This is a genomic window from Akkermansia sp. BCRC 18949, assembly GCF_045011645.1.
Lineage (GTDB): Bacteria > Verrucomicrobiota > Verrucomicrobiia > Verrucomicrobiales > Akkermansiaceae > Akkermansia > Akkermansia massiliensis.
This window is the reverse complement of record NZ_CP123619.1, coordinates 1329471-1346113: the sequence shown is the minus strand read 5'-3', so window position 1 is coordinate 1346113 and position 16643 is coordinate 1329471. Positions and strand designations below refer to the sequence as shown.

Below are 16643 nucleotides of genomic sequence, written 5' to 3'. Positions count from 1 at the left end.
GGCCAGCCTGCCCGCGTCAAGCAGATACAGGGGGTGCATGCCAAAAAACGGGGCGGCGGCGGCGGGGAGGGGCAACGGGCTTTTTTTAGCGCGTTGTCGGCCTTGCGGCTTGCCTGGAAGGGGCTTTTAGGCTTCATTTAACGCCGTGTTCTTTTTAAAGCACATATTCCGTCTGCGGGAGAAGTGGCAGATTCAGAGGGATGATGAGGAAAAGCCCTTTCTGGAGCATCTGGATGACCTGCGGACCATGCTGCTGAGGATGGCGCTGTGCCTGACCGTCAGCACGATTCTGTGCGCCGGGTTTGCGTCCAATCTGATGGACATCCTGAGGCGTCCCGTCAACCAGGTGTGGGACATGTTTGAGGAATCCCACCTGCCCGCGGGAATAGGCCTGGAGGCATGGGGGAAGGCCAAGGAAATGGCTACGGCCATGACGAGCCTGGACGACTCCCAGAAGAAATTGCTTCTGCGGCAGGTTTCCCCGTCCCAGGGGGATTTGACGGAGGCCGCCCTGGTGCTCCGCGGCGCGCAGCCCCTGCCGGAGGACAGGAAGAAGATTTTTATCAGGGACGGCAGCCCCACCTCCTCCGTGCGGGAGCTGGCGGAGGCCCTGGATGCCAAGGAAGCCATTCTGACGGACGGCACCGGGCGGGGCGCCCTCAAGATGATGAGCGCGTTCCAGCCGGGGGAGGCGTTCATGCTGACCATCAAGCTTTCCCTGTATGCCGGGGTGGTGATCTCCTTCCCGCTGCTGCTGTACTTCCTGCTGCAATTCATTATTCCCGGACTGCTGGAGCATGAACGCAGGCTGCTGTACAAGTGCATGGCGATCGGCTTCGGGCTGTTCCTGGCGGGCACGCTGTTCTGCTACTTCATCGTGCTTCCCAGGGTGCTGACGTTCTTCTACACGTATTCCCTGGAATTCGGCATTTCCAATGAATGGCGCATCGGCTACTACCTGTCCTTCGCCACGCAGATGATCCTGATGTTCGGCCTGGCGTTTGAACTGCCCGTGGTGGTGATGCCTTTCGTCAAGCTGGGCGTGCTGACCTACGACATGATGAAGGCCACGCGCCGCTACGCCATTGTGGCGATCGCCATCCTGGCCGCGGTCATCACCCCCACGCCGGACGTAGCCACCATGATGCTGATGGCCGTTCCCATGTATGCGCTGTATGAAATATGCATTATCCTGGCCTGGATGCATGAGCGCAAGGAGGCCGCCCGCGCCCGGGAGGAAGTCGCCCGGTTTGAAGAAGACTTTGACAACAACAATTCTCCCTACAACCAGTAAATACATCCAACCCGCGCCATTATCATGAATCTCCTGGAAATCATCATCCTGGGCATTGTGGAAGGCCTGACCGAGTACCTGCCGGTCAGCTCCACGGGGCACCTGCTCCTGACGGAATCCCTGCTGAACATGTCCCAGAGCAAGGAGGCTCTGGACGCCCTGGCCGTCTGCATCCAGGGCGGGGCCATCCTGGCGGTGCTGAGCCTGTATTTTCCGCGGGTGAAGGCCATGGCGCAGGGCGTGCGCGGCAATAATCCCGCCGGGCTGAAACTGCTGGTCAACCTCATTCTGGCCTTCCTCCCCGCCGCCGTGGTGGGTCTGTGTTGCGCCTCCCTGATCAAGGAATACCTGTTCAACACCTACACGGTGGCTTATTCCTGGATTGTGGGCGGCGGCGTGATTCTGGCGTACTGCGCCTGGCGCGCCAGGGAAGGCCGTTCCAATGAAGGGAACTCCGGAGCCTCCATTGAGAGCCTGACCCCGGCCAGGGCGCTGACGGTGGGCGCTCTCCAGTGCGTCGCCATGATTCCCGGCACCAGCCGGAGCCTGATGACCATGCTGGGCGGCATGTTCGTGGGGCTGAGCGTGGAGGCGGCCGTGGAATTCAGCTTCCTGCTGGGGCTGATTACCCTGGGCGCGGCCACCGTCCATGATGCGTACAAGGACGGGGCGCTGATGCTGGAATCCTTCGGGTGGGAAGCCCTGGCCGTGGGAACGGTGGTGAGCTGGCTGTCCGCATGGCTGGCTGTGAAGTGGATGGTTTCCTACCTGCAAAAGCACAGTTTTGCCGTATTCGGCTGGTACCGCATCGCCATAGGCATCGTGACCCTGGTGCTCCTGTCCATGGGGCTGATGCATTAAAAAACGTTCTGCGGCAGTTGAATGCCGGAGGCCGCCTAGGCGGCCTTTTTTATTATTTTCCGCGGCAGGGAAAGGTTCTTTGAAAATGTAACCTGATTGTAACACACGGGATTGATTTTTCAGGCATCATGGGGACATGAACATCACGTGGTGCCTGATAGCCGTATGGGCGGGAATAGCCGGACTGGCGCATTCCCAGGAAATCCGCGACGAGCTGGGTGCCCGGAATATCATTCTGCCGCAGAGGCGCGTGATTCTTCCGGCGGACCGGACGGTCCGGCAGCCGGTCACGATGGAAAAGGTGAATGCCCGCATCCTGGTGAACGGACGCTCCGCCGTGACCACCCTGGAGCTGGATGTGCGGAATAACGGTTCTTCCCCCGCGGAGGCTGAGCTGTTGCTGCCCGTTCCGGAGGGCGTGGTGGTGAAAGGTTTTTATTATGGGGACGGAAAAGCGGAGTGGAAGGCCTCCCTGATGCCAGCGGACGAGGCGCGGCGCCTGTATGACCGCATTGTGGCGCGCAGAAAGGATCCGGCCCTGCTGGAATTTGCGGGGTTCGGGGCCATCCGGTCCAGCGTGTTTCCGGTTCCGCCCAGGTCTTCCGTAAAGCTGGGGATTGTTTACGAACAACTGCTGACCCCTGTGGAGGGGCGTCTGGATTACGTGCTCCCCAGAACGGAAGCTCTTTCCGGGGATGCTCCGTGGACGGTGAGGGTGGAGCTCGCTTCCGGAAAGGACGGTCCGGGCAACATCTTCACTCCCTCCCATCAGATGGAGCGCCATCAGCTGGAAAATGGAACCGTGGTTCTGACCCTGGCGGAGGAAAGGATGAACCCGGGCCCTTTCCGCCTGTCATGGCTGGAGGCGCGCGGGAAGAAAGGAGAAGCTTCTTCCGGGCCGGAAGCCAGCGTTTACGCCTCTCCTGACGCCTCCGGCGGGAAAAACGGCTATTTTCTGGCGATGGTGGGCAAGGATGTCCGCCCCGGTGAACACTCCATTCTCCGGGAAGTCACGCTGGTGCTGGACAGGTCCGGGAGCATGCGCGGGAACAAGCTCGCCAGCGTGAAGGAGGCGGCCAAGCAGATCGTTTCCGGCCTGAATCCCGGAGAACGGTTTAACATCATCACCTATAATGAAGGCGTCAATTTATTTGAAGCGGCCCCGGTGGAAAAAAATGGCGCGTCGGAAAAAGCGGCCCATGCATGGCTGGATGCCGTCGTGGCGCGTGGGGGCACCAACATGCACGAGGCGCTGGCCGCCGCCTTGAGCCAGCCTTCCCACGAGGGGATGCTCCCCGTGGTGCTTTTCCTGACGGACGGCCTTCCCACGATCGGCCGCACTTCGGAAAAATCCATTGCGGCCCTGGCGGGGGAAGGAAACAGGGCGGAAAGGCGCATTTTCACCATCGGGGTGGGGGAGGACGTCAACGCCCCCCTGCTGAGGCGCATGGCGGAGATTTCCGGGGGGCTACCGTGCTACATCCTTTCCGGGGAGAATCTGGAGGTCAAGCTCTCGCAGGTATTCCGGCAGTTATACGGCCCCGTCTTCCGGAAGGTGCGCTATACCGTCTGCTCCCCGGACGGCAGGGAACAGCCGGGAAGGGTGCAGGATGCCATACCCTCCGGGGTTCTTCCGGACATTTATTCCGGCAATCCCGCCGTTCTGGCCGGGAGGTACATAGGTACGGAACCTTTCCTGATTAAGGGTACCTGCCTGGACCGGGATAACAGGGAGCAGGCTTTTGCCATTACCGTGGATCCGCAGCGCATCGCCAGCATGAAGGATGATTTTGTAGCCCGGCTGTGGGCCGCGCGCAAGATAGGCAGTCTGGAAACCGCTCTGATGGATATGGGCGGCAGCTCCTCCGGCACGGAAGCGCTGAGGTCCAATTCCAAAACGGCGGAATTGGTGGAGGAAATCATGCGGCTTTCACGGGACTTCGGGATCATGAGCTCGGCAGCCTCCTTTTTTGCCGATGACGGCAGTTCCGGCCCATGGCGGCGGGATCATGCCTCCATGGGGAGCAGGGGGAATCTGGAGGGGAAGGTGATGGAGGAATTGCGCGAAGGGCTGGGCGCCATTGCCCTGCAGGAAAATGCCGTAGCCAAGAAGCGGGAACTGACCCTCAACAAGTACAACATCCAGATGGACCGGGAGGGCCGTGCCGTGGCCTTTGACAATACGGCCCAGATTGCCCAGAACGGATATTTCAACAGGAACGGAGTCTGGATGGAAAGCACGGTTCTTGCCATGCCGGACGCGGGCCGCGCCGTGAAGACGGTCCAGGTGGGCACGCCGGAATATGCCGACGTGGCGAACAGGCTCATCCAGTCCAACCGCCAGGGGCTGTTGGCTCTGGATGGCTCCGTCATGATTCTCCTGGATGGAGAAACCGTACTGATGCAAAACAGTTTTCCATAAACAAACAACTAGTAATCAACAATCATGAACCGTATCATCGCATGTACTGCATTAGGGTTGCTGGGCGCAGGATCATTCTGCGCCCAGGCCGAACCCACTCCCGTTCCAACGGACGGCAAGCCTGTTCCGGAAGGAAAGGCCAGATACTCCGTCACCCCGGGACCGGAGGGGGAAAAACAGGACGCTAAAACCGGAACCGTCCTGGTTACGGTGAAAAGCGTGGACGCGGAAAAATCCGCATCAGCCGTGACCACCACCGGAAACGGGGTTGTCCTGACGAAGGCCGTGAACGCCGGTCCGGAGAAAGCCATGGGAGCGCGGAATGCCGCCTATTCCGTCACTACGGTGAAAGGAACCGCTCCGGGGGAAATGGAAATCCGTGTGACGCCGCGTGCGGAGGGAGCTTCTTCCGGGATTTCAGCCGTTCCGCCGCAGGAAGGGGTGTTCATCACCAGGAAGGCGGCAAGCCTTCCCGGCGGTTCCGGGAAGGAAGGTATTTTCCGTATCAAGCCAAGCGCGGTTGAACCGGTCAGGGAAGCGGCCTATTCCATCAAAACGGAAGGGAGCGGCTCCGAAAAGCTGACCATAAGCGTGGCTCCCGGTCTGGAAAAAACTTCTTCCGGAGGGGCGGCCGTTCCTGCAAAAGGGGATGTGGTCGTTACCCGGGCTGTCGTGACGGGGAATGCCAAAGGGGTGAAAGACGCCGCCTATTCCGTCACCGTTGCGGACGGAACGGCTCCCGGAGAGGCGGAGATCAGCGTAACGCCGAAGCAGGAGGAGGCTTCCTCCGGAACTCCTGCGGTTCCTTTCCAAGGCGCCGCGGAAAAAGATGACCGCGCCGTCGTTCAGATTGCCCTGTTGCTGGATACCTCCAGCAGCATGAACGGCCTCATCGACCAGGCGCGCACTTATTTGTGGAAGATTGTCAATGACATGACGCTGGCCCGCCAGAACGGCAAATTGCCCGATATCCGGCTTGCCCTGTATGAGTATGGAAACGACGGGCTGTCCTCCAGGGACGCCTGGATACGCCAGGTGCTTCCGTTCACGGATGACCTGGACAAGGTCTCCGAGGAATTGTTCAAGCTGAAAACCTACGGCGGCACGGAATGCTGCGGAGCCGTCATTGACCGGGCCGTGAAGGAGTTAAAATGGAATACGGATGATCCCCATGCGCTGAAGCTGGTCTTCATCGCCGGCAATGAACCCTTCAACCAGGGCAGCGTGCCGTATGCGGAAGCGATTGCGCGCGGGCTGGAGAGGGGCATTACCGTCAATACCATTCATTGCGGCAATGCCGGAGACTCGGATACGCGCCTGTGGAAGGACGGAGCCAAAAAGGGGGACGGCAGTTTTCTCAACATTGACCACAATGCGGCTCCCCCGGACCCGGAAACGCCCTTTGACGGAGAACTTGCCAAGTTGAGTTCCTCCCTGAATGCGACTTACCTGGCTTACGGTTCACCGGAAGTTCAGGCTGAAAGGCTGAGCAAGCAGGAACGCCAGGATACGCTGGCGCTGAAACTGTCGCCTGCGGCTGCCGTAGGGCGGGCCAGCGCCAAGGCGAACAAGGCGGCGTACTTCAATACTTCATGGGACCTGGTGGATTTTTATGACCGGAACGGAGTCCAGGCGCTGGGAGATTTGGGCGCTGCCGGACAGCTCCCCAAGGAACTGGAAGGTAAAACCGCGGAGGAAGTGGAAGCCATCGTGAAAAAGAAGGCGGAGGAGCGCGGAGCCCTGCAGAAGAAGGTAAAGGAGCTGGACGCCCGGCGCAATGAATGGCTGGCCAAATGGAAGCAGCAGAGCGCTTCCAGGGACGCCAAACCGAACACCCTGGAGGACGCCATTATCCAGGCTGTCCGGCAGCAGGCCTCCAAAAAGCAGTTTTCCTTTGTTGAAGAGAACGAAACGGAAGGAAAAGATTCCCCTATGAATGATAGAGTGAAGAAATGAGTGCTCCTGCGGGGCTGTCCGGGAGTGCCGGCGGCCCCGCAGAATTTTTCTTCTGAAAAAACCTGTTTTACCGCAACGTTCCTATTTGATAGATTATTCCGCGCATGCACCGCTACCGCATTCTGGTCGTAGAAGACGATCATGCCATTAGAAACGGCCTGGCGGACGCCCTGGCGGTGTCCGGCTATGACGTTTTGTCCGCCAGGGACGGTTATGAAGCCATGGAGATGATTCATGCAGAGGAGTATGACCTGGCCCTGCTGGATGTAGTCCTGCCCGGAGCGAACGGTTTTGAACTGCTGAAACGCATCAGGGAAGACCGCTCCACCGTTCCCGTGCTGATGCTCACCGCCAAGGGCGCGGAGGCGGACAAGGTGAAGGGGCTGAAGCTGGGGGCGGACGATTATGTGGTGAAGCCCTTCAGCCTGCTGGAAGTGCTGGCCAGGATAGAGGCCGTGCTGAGGCGGTCCCCGGAAAGGCCCAGCGCCGTCAACCGCGTCATGCTGCCGGAAGGGCATCTGGATTTTGCCGCCCGCGCCCTGGTTCTGGGGGAGGAGCGGGTGGTGCTGACCACCAAGGAATTTGACCTGGCGCGCCATCTGGCGGCCAATGCCGGAAGAATCATCACCCGTGAGGAAATCCTGGCGAGGGTCTGGAAGATGGACCCCCGGCTGGTGGAAACGCGGAGCATTGACACCACGATCGCCCGCCTGCGGGAAAAAATGGGGAAAAGGAACGCCGCCGTCATCCGCACCCTGAGAGGGCGGGGATATGTTTGGGAGGACGGAGCATGAGCAGCCGTTTTTCCTTCCATTTGCTGTTGTGGTCCTGCCTGCTGATTCTGCTGGGGGTGATGGGATGGCTCAGCCATTCCATGCTGGATGCGGAGAAGCGCAGGCTGGCGGAAACGCACCAGATCCGCCTGGTGGAGCAGAGCCGCCTGGCCCTGTGGCGCATGGATTCCCTGCTGGCCTCCATGATCGCAGGGGAGAACAACCGTTCTCCCGGAGAATATTTCCAGGGGGACGCGCTGGCGGAAGCCCGCAAGGAGGAAGGTGCGATGCCGGATTTGTCCGGCTTTGCCAAGCTGTATTTCCAGATAGACCCGCGGGGAAACGTTTCCTCTCCCCAGAAGGACAGGGAACGGCTGGAATATGTCCTGCAACTGGGAAGATCCGGCTGGGGCAGCCGTGTGGTGGATGCCATGAAGAATTTGCCGAGGCCTGCCTCCATCTCCGCGGGGAATGCCGTGCAGCCGGAGACCGCCCCCCCTGCGGAAGAAGCGGTACAGGTGACTTCCGTCGCCATCATGGATGGAAGGGAGCAGCAGAAGAACGGCTTGCAGCAGGAGCTGGCAGTGGAAAGCAGGAAGGCTTTCCAGCAGGGAATGGAAGACTACAACATGCGTAAAAACCTTTCCAACAGCCAGCAGGAGTACAATGTCAGCGTCAAGGTGAAAAAGAAAGCCATGGAGCCTCCCCGGCGGGCAAAGAAGGAGATTGCGGATTCGGGACGGCTGGTCGTTTCAGGGGAGGTGAATGGCATGGAAAGTCCGGAAGGGGATTGCCTGGATGTGGCTGGTTCCTTGAAAAGGACCGGGAAAAAATTGGAAAGCGGGGCCGGCGATATTGCGGCTCTCCTGGATATGGGTGCCGCGGCATTGACTCTGGACGGGAAGATGGTCCAGTTTGAGGTTCATGAACAAAAGGCGAATCCGGTTCCGGTAAAGGAAAGCCTGGCGGAAATGTCCGTCACCCGCCGTGACGGGTTCGCCAAAACTCCGGAAAGTTACAGGGAGTTCTCCATTTCCTCCCTCCAGCCCAGATGGCAGCAGGGGAAGGAATGTTTCCTGACGCGCCGCATCTCGGACCACGGCCAGGTATGGGTGCAGGGAATCTGGCTGGACTGGGGCAAGTTATCCGCCTACCTGCTGGAGTCCGTAGCCGATATTTTGCCGGAGGCCACCCTGTCTCCCGCCGACGGGCGGGAGGAAAGCTATCTGACCCTGGCCGGAATTCCCGCCATGCTGAATCCGGGCAATCTTCCCTCCATGCCCGCCAATTCCATGCGGACGGTCTGGAGTTCCATGGCGATGGCGTGGTTTTGCGGGCTTCTGGCCCTGTGCGGGGTCATTGGCTTCATGATCGGCCTCATCCGCCTGAGCGAACGCCGCGCCGTATTCGTTTCCGCCGTGACGCATGAACTAAGGACGCCTCTGACTACGTTCAACATGTACACGGAAATGCTTTCTTCCGGACTGGTTCCCAAGGGCAGGGAAATGGCCTATGTGGATATTCTGAAAAATGAGGCGGGCAGGCTGACGCACCTGGTGGACAACGTATTGAGTTACGCGCGGGTGGAGAAAAATTCGGTCTCCCTCCAGCCGGAAAAAATTCCGGTGACGGACCTCGCCTCCGCCGTCATTGCCCGCATCTCCCCCCGGCTGGCCGCCGCGGGCATGGACTCCCAGCTTTACGTGGCTCCGGAGCTTCAAGCGGAGGCCGTGACTGCGGACATGACCGCCGTGGAGCAGATCGTGTACAATCTGGCGGACAACGCCGCCAAATACGCATGTTTTGACGGCAGCGTCCTGAAGGTGGAACTAGCACGGGAAAAGCGTTTTCTGGTCATCCGTGTGGAGGATGAAGGGAAAGGCATTTCCGATTCCCTGAAAGGGAAGCTGTTCCGTCCCTTTTCCAGATCTGCGGAGGAGGCCGCCGGAAAACAGCCGGGCGTGGGGCTGGGGCTGGCTTTATCCCGGGAACTGGCGAGAAGCATGGGCGGAGACTTGTGCCTGGAAGAAAGTTCCCACGGATGCCGCTTTGCCCTCAGGATTCCCCTTTCCAGGGCATGAGGGCACAGGAGGGCCTGTTCCGGAAAAACAAAATTCTTTAAATCAGCCGTCATTCAGGTTTTAATCCTTTCCTCACCCTCTTTATTTTTCAAGAACCATTTCCTTTTATGAATACTCCATTCTGCCAAAGCTGCGGCATGCCTCTGGGAAGCAGGGAAGACTGCGGCACCAACCATGACGGAACCTCCAGTGAGGAATATTGCCGTTATTGCTTTCAGGACGGCGCATTTACGTCAGAATGCACCATGGAGCAGATGATTGAACATTGCGCCCGGTTTGTGGAGGAATTCAACAAGGAGAATGGTTCCTCCTATACGAAAGAGGAAGCCATTGCTCAAATGACCCTGTTTTTTCCCACGCTGAAACGCTGGAAAAAACAATAGAACGTCTTTTCGTTCCATCCCTTATTCACAGGGAAGGGCCTCTCCTTTCCTCCTTTGTTCGCTGGCCGCCTTCTCCCTGCGGTACGGGATGTCCTGGAATGTTTAAAAACCCCAGGAAGGAGGACGCATATTGTTTAAAGTACCCTTTTTCCTTGTCCGCTTTCGGCTCCTCACAGGGCGCGCGGCTCCCCTGCTGGCCGGAGGACCGGTTCATAACATGATCCGGGGCTTGTCTTCCTCCGGTTTGCCCGTCTTGCTCGAAACGGCCCCATGGGGAGAACCTTTCAGGGGTGGATTATCTCCTCTGCGGTCCATGGGAGCCTCCTGGGCCGGAAGGCCGTGGTGAGGGAGACGGACGGGAGGGCGCAGCCGCAGGAGGCGAAGACGGCCTGCTGGGCGCGCTGGCGGACGGCGGCGGGGAAGAAGGCCTGGAAACGGATGGAGGGCTGCTGGGACGGTTCATGCCCGAATGACCCGGACGGGAGGCGGATGGCCCGGAGGAGGGCGTGGATGGACGGCTGGGACGCCCGAAGTCAGGCCTGGAGGGCCGGTTCCCCTCCGGACGGCTAATGCCCGGACGATGCGTGCTCCCGGAATTGCCGGCGCCGGGGCGGTGGGGATTGTTGACGGACGGGCGGGAGGGCTGTCCCGGCTTTCCGAAGTCCGGCCTGCCGTGGCTGCCGCCCGGATTACTTACGGGCGGACGGTGGGAATTGCCGGGTTTTCCGAAGTCCGGGCGGTGGTTGGGCCTGCCGGGCTGCGGAACCGGCCTGTTGTTGCCCGGGCGGTGGTCCGGACGGAAATGATCCGGCCTGTACTGGGGCTTCATCGGCGGACGCGCCATGGGGCGGCAGTAATGTGGGCGGATGTAGTGCCCGCGGTAATAGGGGGCCGGTCCCCACGTGGGGATGTAGTAATTCGGGCGGATCAGGCTGATGGAATAAATGGGGCTGCCGAACGTGTCATAGGCATAGATGGGCCTGCCTCCGTAATATCCGTAAATGGGATAGCCGGAGTTGTCATACATGTAGGACATGCCGGAGCCGCCGCTGCTGTAGGAGCCTGATACGCTGAAACTGTCATAATAAGGATCATAGCAACTGGACAGGGCGCATCCGAGGGCGGCTGCCAGCAGCGAGTTTTTTAAAATAACGTATGCTTTCATGATGTTGAAACGGGGTGGGTTGTTTTTTCCCTTTGCTTGAAAAGCGGCGGGATAAAAGTACATTTGTTTAAAATTATTTTGCTTGGAAACGGGCTTCCTATTGTCTTAGACTGCAAAAACGTTCTACGTGATGGGAATTCTCTTTCAAGATAAAAAAATCGGCCTGGCCCTGTTGTGTGATAATGCCCCGTATACGCTGGCCATGACGCTGGCGTCCTATGAGAGGTCCGGGTTGCTGAATTATTTTGACGAGGCCTGCGTCGTTTTTCCGGAAAGCGCTGGCAAAGTATGTGAAACGGCGCTTTCTTACGGACTTTCCGCGGAGTCTTCTCCGGCGGAGGGCGGCTTCATAGGGGCGCTCCATACGGCGGTCAACGCGCTGGATACGGATTACGTGCTGCTGGCTGAGGATGACTGCATGATCTGGGAGCACCTGCGCGGGGAAACTCTGGAAAACCAGTTGAAACGAGCGGTGGAGCTGCTGATTTCCGGCCAGGCGGACATGGTGCGCCTGCGTCATGCCTGGCGCGGCTGCACGCGCTACAAGGCCGCCTATACGTATTCCTACTTTTATCCCGTGGAGCAGCTGGCCACCATGTGGGTGCATGCGGAAGGCCTGTCGGAAGCACCGGACTGGATCAAGAGCATCCGGCGCTTCTTCCATCCTTTCCGCTCCAAGCGTTCCATCGGCCGATGCGTTTATGTGGAACAAAATCCCCATCTGCGCTTTCCCGAATACATTACCAAGATTGATGAAGGCTACATCATTGACAGTGAGGTTTTCCAATGGACCAACCAGCCCACCCTCATCGCCCGCTCCAGAATCAGGCAGATTCTGACCGGGCTGGCGCAGGCTCCCGGCACCATCGGAAAACTGCCGCAGGACTTTGAAACCGCCGTCAACAACCCGCGGTGGAGGGACGCCCACATGAACATAGGCGTCATCAGGGGAATTTTCACTTAAAGGCGCATGGCGGAAAGCGGAAAGGCGGTGCGATATGAATGCACCAGGTGCGGCGCATGCTGCCGCTGGGCTGGAGACGTGTGCATTGAGGAGGATGAAGTCCGGGAAATCTCCCGTTTCCTCCACATGGACGAGCAGGCCTTCATTGACGAATGCTGCCGCCTGAGGGCCAACCGGCGCGGATTGTCCATCCGGGATGCGGAGGACGGCGCCTGCATGATGCTGGCGGAAGGAGGCTGCCGGATCAATCCCGTCAAACCGCGCCAGTGCCGGGACTTTCCCAACAAATGGAACTTCCCCGGCTGGCGGGACTTGTGCCGTGCCAGGGAAGTGGAAAAGGAATAAAAGCCTCCGGCGCTTCTTCAGGATTGTTTACAGGAACTGCGCCAGATCCCGTTCAAAGCCGGGATAGGAGGTATTGATGCATTCCGCATCCGCCAGCACGGTATCTCCCTGTGCGCTGAATCCGGCCACCAGGAAGCTCATGGCGATGCGGTGGTCTCCGTAGCTGGGCAATTCCGCGCCTTTCAGGGGAGCGCCTCCGTGAACGACCATGCCGTCGTCAAATTCCTCCACGTCCACCCCCATGAGCCGGAGATTGGCTGCCGTGGTGGCGATGCGGTCCGTTTCCTTGACGCGCAGTTCGCGGGCGTTGCGGACGATGAAGTCTCCCTGGCCCAGGGCTCCGGCCACGGCCAGGATGGGGATTTCATCAATCAGGTTGGGGATTTCTTCCGGAAGCAGGCTGGTGCCGTGCAGGGAATCCGAACCGTACACGGTAATATCCCCGTACGGTTCGCCCGCATCCTCCGGAGAAGTGGTCACAATGTCCATCCGCACCCCCATCCGTTTCAGTGCGCTGATGACGGCGTTCCGCGTGTTGTTCAGGCCCACCTGGCGCAGCGTCAGGCGGGAGCCGGGACGGCTGGCGGCGGCCACCATCCAGAAGGCGGCGGAAGAGATGTCTGCGGGAACCGTCAGGTCATGGGCGGCGGGGAGCGCCGGACCCTGGGTACTGACGGTGAGGCCGTCTACCGTGCAGGGCACGCTGAAATGGCGGAACAGGCGCTCCGTGTGGTCGCGGGTGACGGCGGGCTGATGCACGGTGGTGGCCCCGTCGGCAAACATGGCGGCCAGCAGGATGGCGCTCTTCACCTGGGCGCTCGCCATGGGAAGCGTGTAGGAAATGGGGCGCACCCGGCCGCCGTGGATAAACAGCGGAGCGCAGCCCGGCTTGGCGCCGCGGGCTTCAATCCGCGCGCCCATCTGTTCCAGAGGCTGCATGATGCGGCCCATGGGGCGGGAACTCAGGGAGGCGTCCCCGAACATTTCCGAATCAAAGGGGCAGGCAGCCAGCATGCCGGCCAGCAGCCTCATGCCCGTGCCGGAATTGCCGCAGTCGATGGGCCGTTCCGGAGCCGCGGGCTTCATGGCGACGCCCGTTATGCGGAAGCGGACGGGGCCATATCCCTCCCGTTCTTCCAGCACTTCCACCTTGGCCCCCAACTGCTCCATGGCGCGCAGGGTATTCAGGCAGTCTTCACTGCACAGGAAATTATCCACTTCCGTCACTCCCTTCGCCAGGCCGCCCAGGATGGCGGCGCGGTGGGAAATGCTTTTGTCTCCGGGTACGGTCAGTACCCCTTGCAGGGAGGAAATGGAATGGGAGCGAAGGTTCATGGACGTCCGGAAGAACTACCCTGTATTGGCCGCTGAATCAAGCCAATTACGAGACGGGCGGGAGGGGAGAGGATAGCGCCGGGACTCCGGGAAGGCGCTGGGCGGCGGTCCAGAATGGGGTTGATTTTCCGGAACGGTGACGTATATTAAGGCGCGTTATCGGCTGCATCCGCCTGAAAGGAAGGAGAGAGCTTTTCAGGATCAATGGATCAAGCTGGTTTTCATAGGTAGTAAGTTGGAGCGGCCACGGGAGTGATCCTGTGGCCGCTTTACTTTGTTTCAAAATTGATATTCAATACAGCTGATGAGTTTTATTGTCCGGACTGTCTTTCTCTGTACCGCGCTGAACGTCGTGGCCGCCTGTTCCCAGCGCCAATCCGTGCAGCCCGTTGCGGAAGCGGCCGTACATGTCAGCATCGGTGCCCTTGTGTACGACGTCACGTTGAAAGATGACGGAGTGGAGGTGGAGAGAAGGCCGTTCGCCTTATATGCGAATGCGCTGGGGAAGCAGTACCCTGTTAAAAAGGTATTTCTGAAAGGCGACGCCTACAAGGTGGAATCCCTGGCCAAAATCCTCTTAAAGGAAGGATGGGCTAAAGGCGCCTCTCTTCAGCCGGAAGAGGCGGCCGTTTTTCTGCATGCCCCAGGAGAAAAGAAATTTCATCCGGTACCTGCCGCGAGCGGCAATACCGCCGTCTGCAAGGCACTTAACAAAGCGTGCTATGAGGCGTGCCTGAAGGAGCCTGGGATTTCCTAAGCCCGGATGAGAACAGGCAAGGGAACAAAAATGCTCTCCGTCCTGCTTTGGGCTTTACCGCGCGCCGCTGAAAGCGTATGTAGTCCGTGCCGATCAGGTTCGGGTGGTCGCTGTTCCGGTCTTCGGACCGGGGTAGAGGAAAGTCCGGACATCACAAGGCAGCGTGTCCCGTGAAAGCGGGAGACGGGAACCTCCCAAGGGTTCCCGGACGGAAAGTGCCACAGAAAACAAACCGCCCGGATGGGGTTCATCCCCATGCGGGCAAGGGTGAAAAGGGGAGGTAAGAGCTCACCGCTCCGAGGGCGACCGAGGAGGCATGGTAAACCCCGCGCGATGCAAGACAAACAGGGGAAGGGTTGCCTGCCCGCCGGATCCCCGGGTATTAGTCGCATCCGTTCCGTAAGACGAACGGGCGCGCGGAATGCTTCACCGCAGACCGCGTGAGAAAAATGACCGCACAGCCGGCTTTGGCCGGTGGACAAAATCTGGCTTACAGAACCTGATCGGCCCCTGTCTTTTTTGCCGGGATGTTTTCCGCCTCCTTTTCCGTGAAGGGAAACGTCCGGGAAATTGTCCGGTTCCGGGGGCTCTTTGGGGTTGCATGGGCGTCTCAAATGTGTAGAATCCGTCACCTAATTGCCACCCACTATGGAGAAGCTTGTTGTACACGGAGGTTTTACGCTGAGGGGAGCCGTCAATATCAGCGGGTCCAAAAATGCGTCCCTGCCCATTCTGGCCGCATCCCTGCTGACGGATGAGCCTGTGGTGGTGCGCCGTGTGCCGGATGTCTCCGATACCAATTTCATGGTTCAGATCATGGGCCAGCTGGGCGCCTCCGTGGAGAGGTCCAGCGGCAACGTGCGCGTGGAGGCCAGGAACCTGCATTCCGAAGCCGCCTATGAACAGGTGCGCAAGATGCGCGCCTCCATCTGCCTGATGGGCCCCCTGATGGCCCGCATGCAGCGGTGCGTGATTCCGCTGCCGGGCGGCTGCGTGATCGGCGACCGTCCCGTGGACCTGCACATCCGGGCCATTCAGTCTCTGGGCGCCCAGGTGCAGATTGAACGCGGCAACCTGGTTATCGAAGCGCCCCGGGGGTTGAAGGGAGCCACCATAGATTTGAGGGGCGATCACGGCCCCACCGTTCTGGGAACGGACAACCTGATGATGGCCGCCGTGCTGGCGGAAGGAACCACCGTCATTGAATCCGCCGCCTCCGAGCCGGAAGTGGTGGACCTGGCGAACTTCCTGATCAAGATGGGCGCCCATATCCAGGGCGCCGGAACGCGCCGGATCGTCATTGAAGGGGTTGAAAAACTCCGCGGCTGCAACCATACCGTCATTCCGGACCGCATTGAGGCCGGCACCTTCATGGTGGCCGCGGCCATGATGGGGGACGGCGTAACCCTGCGGCGCGTCTGTGAGGAACACATGACCGTGGTGACGGACCTGCTCCGGAAATGCGGCCACCACGTGGAATTCAACGAACGGGGGGACACGGTCACCATCATTGCCGGGAATACGCCCAAATGCGGGGAAATCAAGACGGCCCCCTATCCCGGCTATCCCACGGACATGCAGGCCCAGATGACGGCCCTCTTTGCCACCACACCGGGCATCTCCGTGGTGAAGGATACCATTTTTCCGCAGCGCTTCATGCACTGCTCCGAGCTCAAGCGCATGGGCGCGGATATCAAGGTGGACAACGGCACCGCCGTCATCTCCGGCGTGGAAAGCCTGAGCGGCGCGCCCGTCATGGCGTCCGATCTGCGCGCATCCGCCGCGCTGGTGCTGGCCGCCCTGAAGGCGGAAGGCACCACGGAAATCCACCGCCTGTACCACATTGACCGGGGCTATGAAATGATTGACGAAAAGCTCCTGGCGATCGGAGCCGCGGTGGAAAGACAGCCGGATGACGACAATTAACGCCGTTTTTGGGTCCTGATTTGCCGGTGTACCGCATTTTTTCTTTACTGTCAGGGCTCCATATGCTATTCACCGAAGTCCTATGAACAAGGCTCAACTGATCGAATTGATTCAAAACAAGCTGGGTGCCGATACGACCAAGAAGCACGCTGAAGAAGCTCTGGCCGCTGTGCTGGAATCCATCAAGGAAGGCGTGCAGGAATCCGGCAAGGTGCAGATCATCGGCTTTGGTACGTTTGCTACCAAGACCCGTGAAGCCCGTACCGGCCGCAACCCGAAGACCGGCAAGGCGATCAACATTCCCGCCTCCAAGACGGTTGCTTTCAAGGCCTCTTCCGCCCTGAAGGACTAAGACGGCAGCTGCTTCCCAAAAGAGCACTT

Annotated in this window: 14 protein-coding genes and 1 other RNA gene; 13 read left to right on the top strand and 2 right to left on the bottom strand. The window is 59.6% G+C overall.

Features of this window, described 5'->3' with window-relative positions:
- Positions 1-145: 145 nt before the first annotated feature.
- The 7 genes from tatC (at position 146) to P8A25_RS05535 (ending at position 9770) form a co-directional block, all read left to right on the top strand.
- On the top strand, positions 146-1294 hold the full coding sequence (gene tatC / locus P8A25_RS05565; RefSeq protein ID WP_022398321.1) for a twin-arginine translocase subunit TatC: 1149 nt from the start codon (positions 146-148) through the stop codon (positions 1292-1294).
- Positions 1295-1318: 24 nt separating this feature from the next.
- On the top strand, positions 1319-2155 hold the full coding sequence (locus P8A25_RS05560) for an undecaprenyl-diphosphate phosphatase (RefSeq protein WP_022398320.1): 837 nt from the start codon (positions 1319-1321) through the stop codon (positions 2153-2155).
- Between the two features lie 136 nt (positions 2156-2291).
- Entirely contained in the window at positions 2292-4577 is a 2286-nt protein-coding gene (locus P8A25_RS05555) for a VWA domain-containing protein (protein ID WP_215443377.1), read from the top strand.
- Between the two features lie 24 nt (positions 4578-4601).
- The gene (locus tag P8A25_RS05550; RefSeq protein ID WP_215443379.1) at positions 4602-6533 is read left to right on the top strand and encodes a vWA domain-containing protein; all 1932 of its coding nucleotides are present in this window, start codon (positions 4602-4604) and stop codon (positions 6531-6533) included.
- A 104-nt stretch (positions 6534-6637) separates the two neighbouring features.
- Positions 6638-7327, top strand: a complete 690-nt coding sequence (locus tag P8A25_RS05545) for a response regulator transcription factor (protein ID WP_215443381.1) — start codon at positions 6638-6640, stop codon at positions 7325-7327.
- Positions 7324-9387, top strand: coding sequence for a HAMP domain-containing sensor histidine kinase (locus P8A25_RS05540; protein ID WP_215443383.1), 2064 nt, complete (start codon positions 7324-7326; stop codon positions 9385-9387). The genes P8A25_RS05545 and P8A25_RS05540 overlap by 4 nt, the downstream gene beginning before the upstream one ends.
- A gap of 107 nt (positions 9388-9494) precedes the next feature.
- Complete coding sequence (locus tag P8A25_RS05535; RefSeq protein WP_102722048.1) at positions 9495-9770, top strand: zinc ribbon domain-containing protein; 276 nt, start codon at positions 9495-9497, stop codon at positions 9768-9770.
- 295 nt (positions 9771-10065) lie between these two features.
- On the opposite strand, the gene P8A25_RS05530 is transcribed toward P8A25_RS05535, so the two are convergent.
- Positions 10066-10935 carry a hypothetical protein gene (locus P8A25_RS05530; RefSeq protein ID WP_215443385.1) on the bottom strand — a complete coding sequence of 290 codons (870 nt, stop codon included), beginning with the start codon at positions 10933-10935 and terminating at the stop codon, positions 10066-10068.
- Between the two features lie 127 nt (positions 10936-11062).
- On the opposite strand from P8A25_RS05530, the gene P8A25_RS05525 reads away from it, so the two are divergent.
- Positions 11063-11899, top strand: coding sequence for a hypothetical protein (locus P8A25_RS05525; RefSeq protein ID WP_146017785.1), 837 nt, complete (start codon positions 11063-11065; stop codon positions 11897-11899).
- A gap of 6 nt (positions 11900-11905) precedes the next feature.
- Positions 11906-12244: a YkgJ family cysteine cluster protein gene (locus tag P8A25_RS05520; RefSeq protein ID WP_102728201.1), complete on the top strand. Its 339-nt coding sequence runs from the start codon at positions 11906-11908 to the stop codon at positions 12242-12244.
- Between the two features lie 27 nt (positions 12245-12271).
- Here the strand turns inward: P8A25_RS05520 and aroA are convergent, their stop codons facing one another.
- Complete coding sequence (gene aroA, locus P8A25_RS05515; protein ID WP_022398310.1) at positions 12272-13579, bottom strand: 3-phosphoshikimate 1-carboxyvinyltransferase; 1308 nt, start codon at positions 13577-13579, stop codon at positions 12272-12274.
- Between the two features lie 304 nt (positions 13580-13883).
- Between aroA and P8A25_RS05510 the strand changes: the two genes are divergently transcribed.
- The 4 genes from P8A25_RS05510 (at position 13884) to P8A25_RS05495 (ending at position 16614) form a co-directional block, all read left to right on the top strand.
- Entirely contained in the window at positions 13884-14336 is a 453-nt protein-coding gene (locus tag P8A25_RS05510) for a hypothetical protein (protein ID WP_102728203.1), read from the top strand.
- A gap of 91 nt (positions 14337-14427) precedes the next feature.
- Positions 14428-14845, top strand: an RNA gene (rnpB, locus tag P8A25_RS05505) — RNase P RNA component class A.
- A gap of 139 nt (positions 14846-14984) precedes the next feature.
- A complete protein-coding gene (murA, locus tag P8A25_RS05500) occupies positions 14985-16262 on the top strand; it encodes a UDP-N-acetylglucosamine 1-carboxyvinyltransferase (RefSeq protein ID WP_215443387.1) in 1278 nt (425 codons plus the stop codon).
- A gap of 82 nt (positions 16263-16344) precedes the next feature.
- On the top strand, positions 16345-16614 hold the full coding sequence (locus tag P8A25_RS05495; RefSeq protein WP_022398307.1) for an HU family DNA-binding protein: 270 nt from the start codon (positions 16345-16347) through the stop codon (positions 16612-16614).
- The last annotated feature ends 29 nt before the right edge of the window (positions 16615-16643 follow it).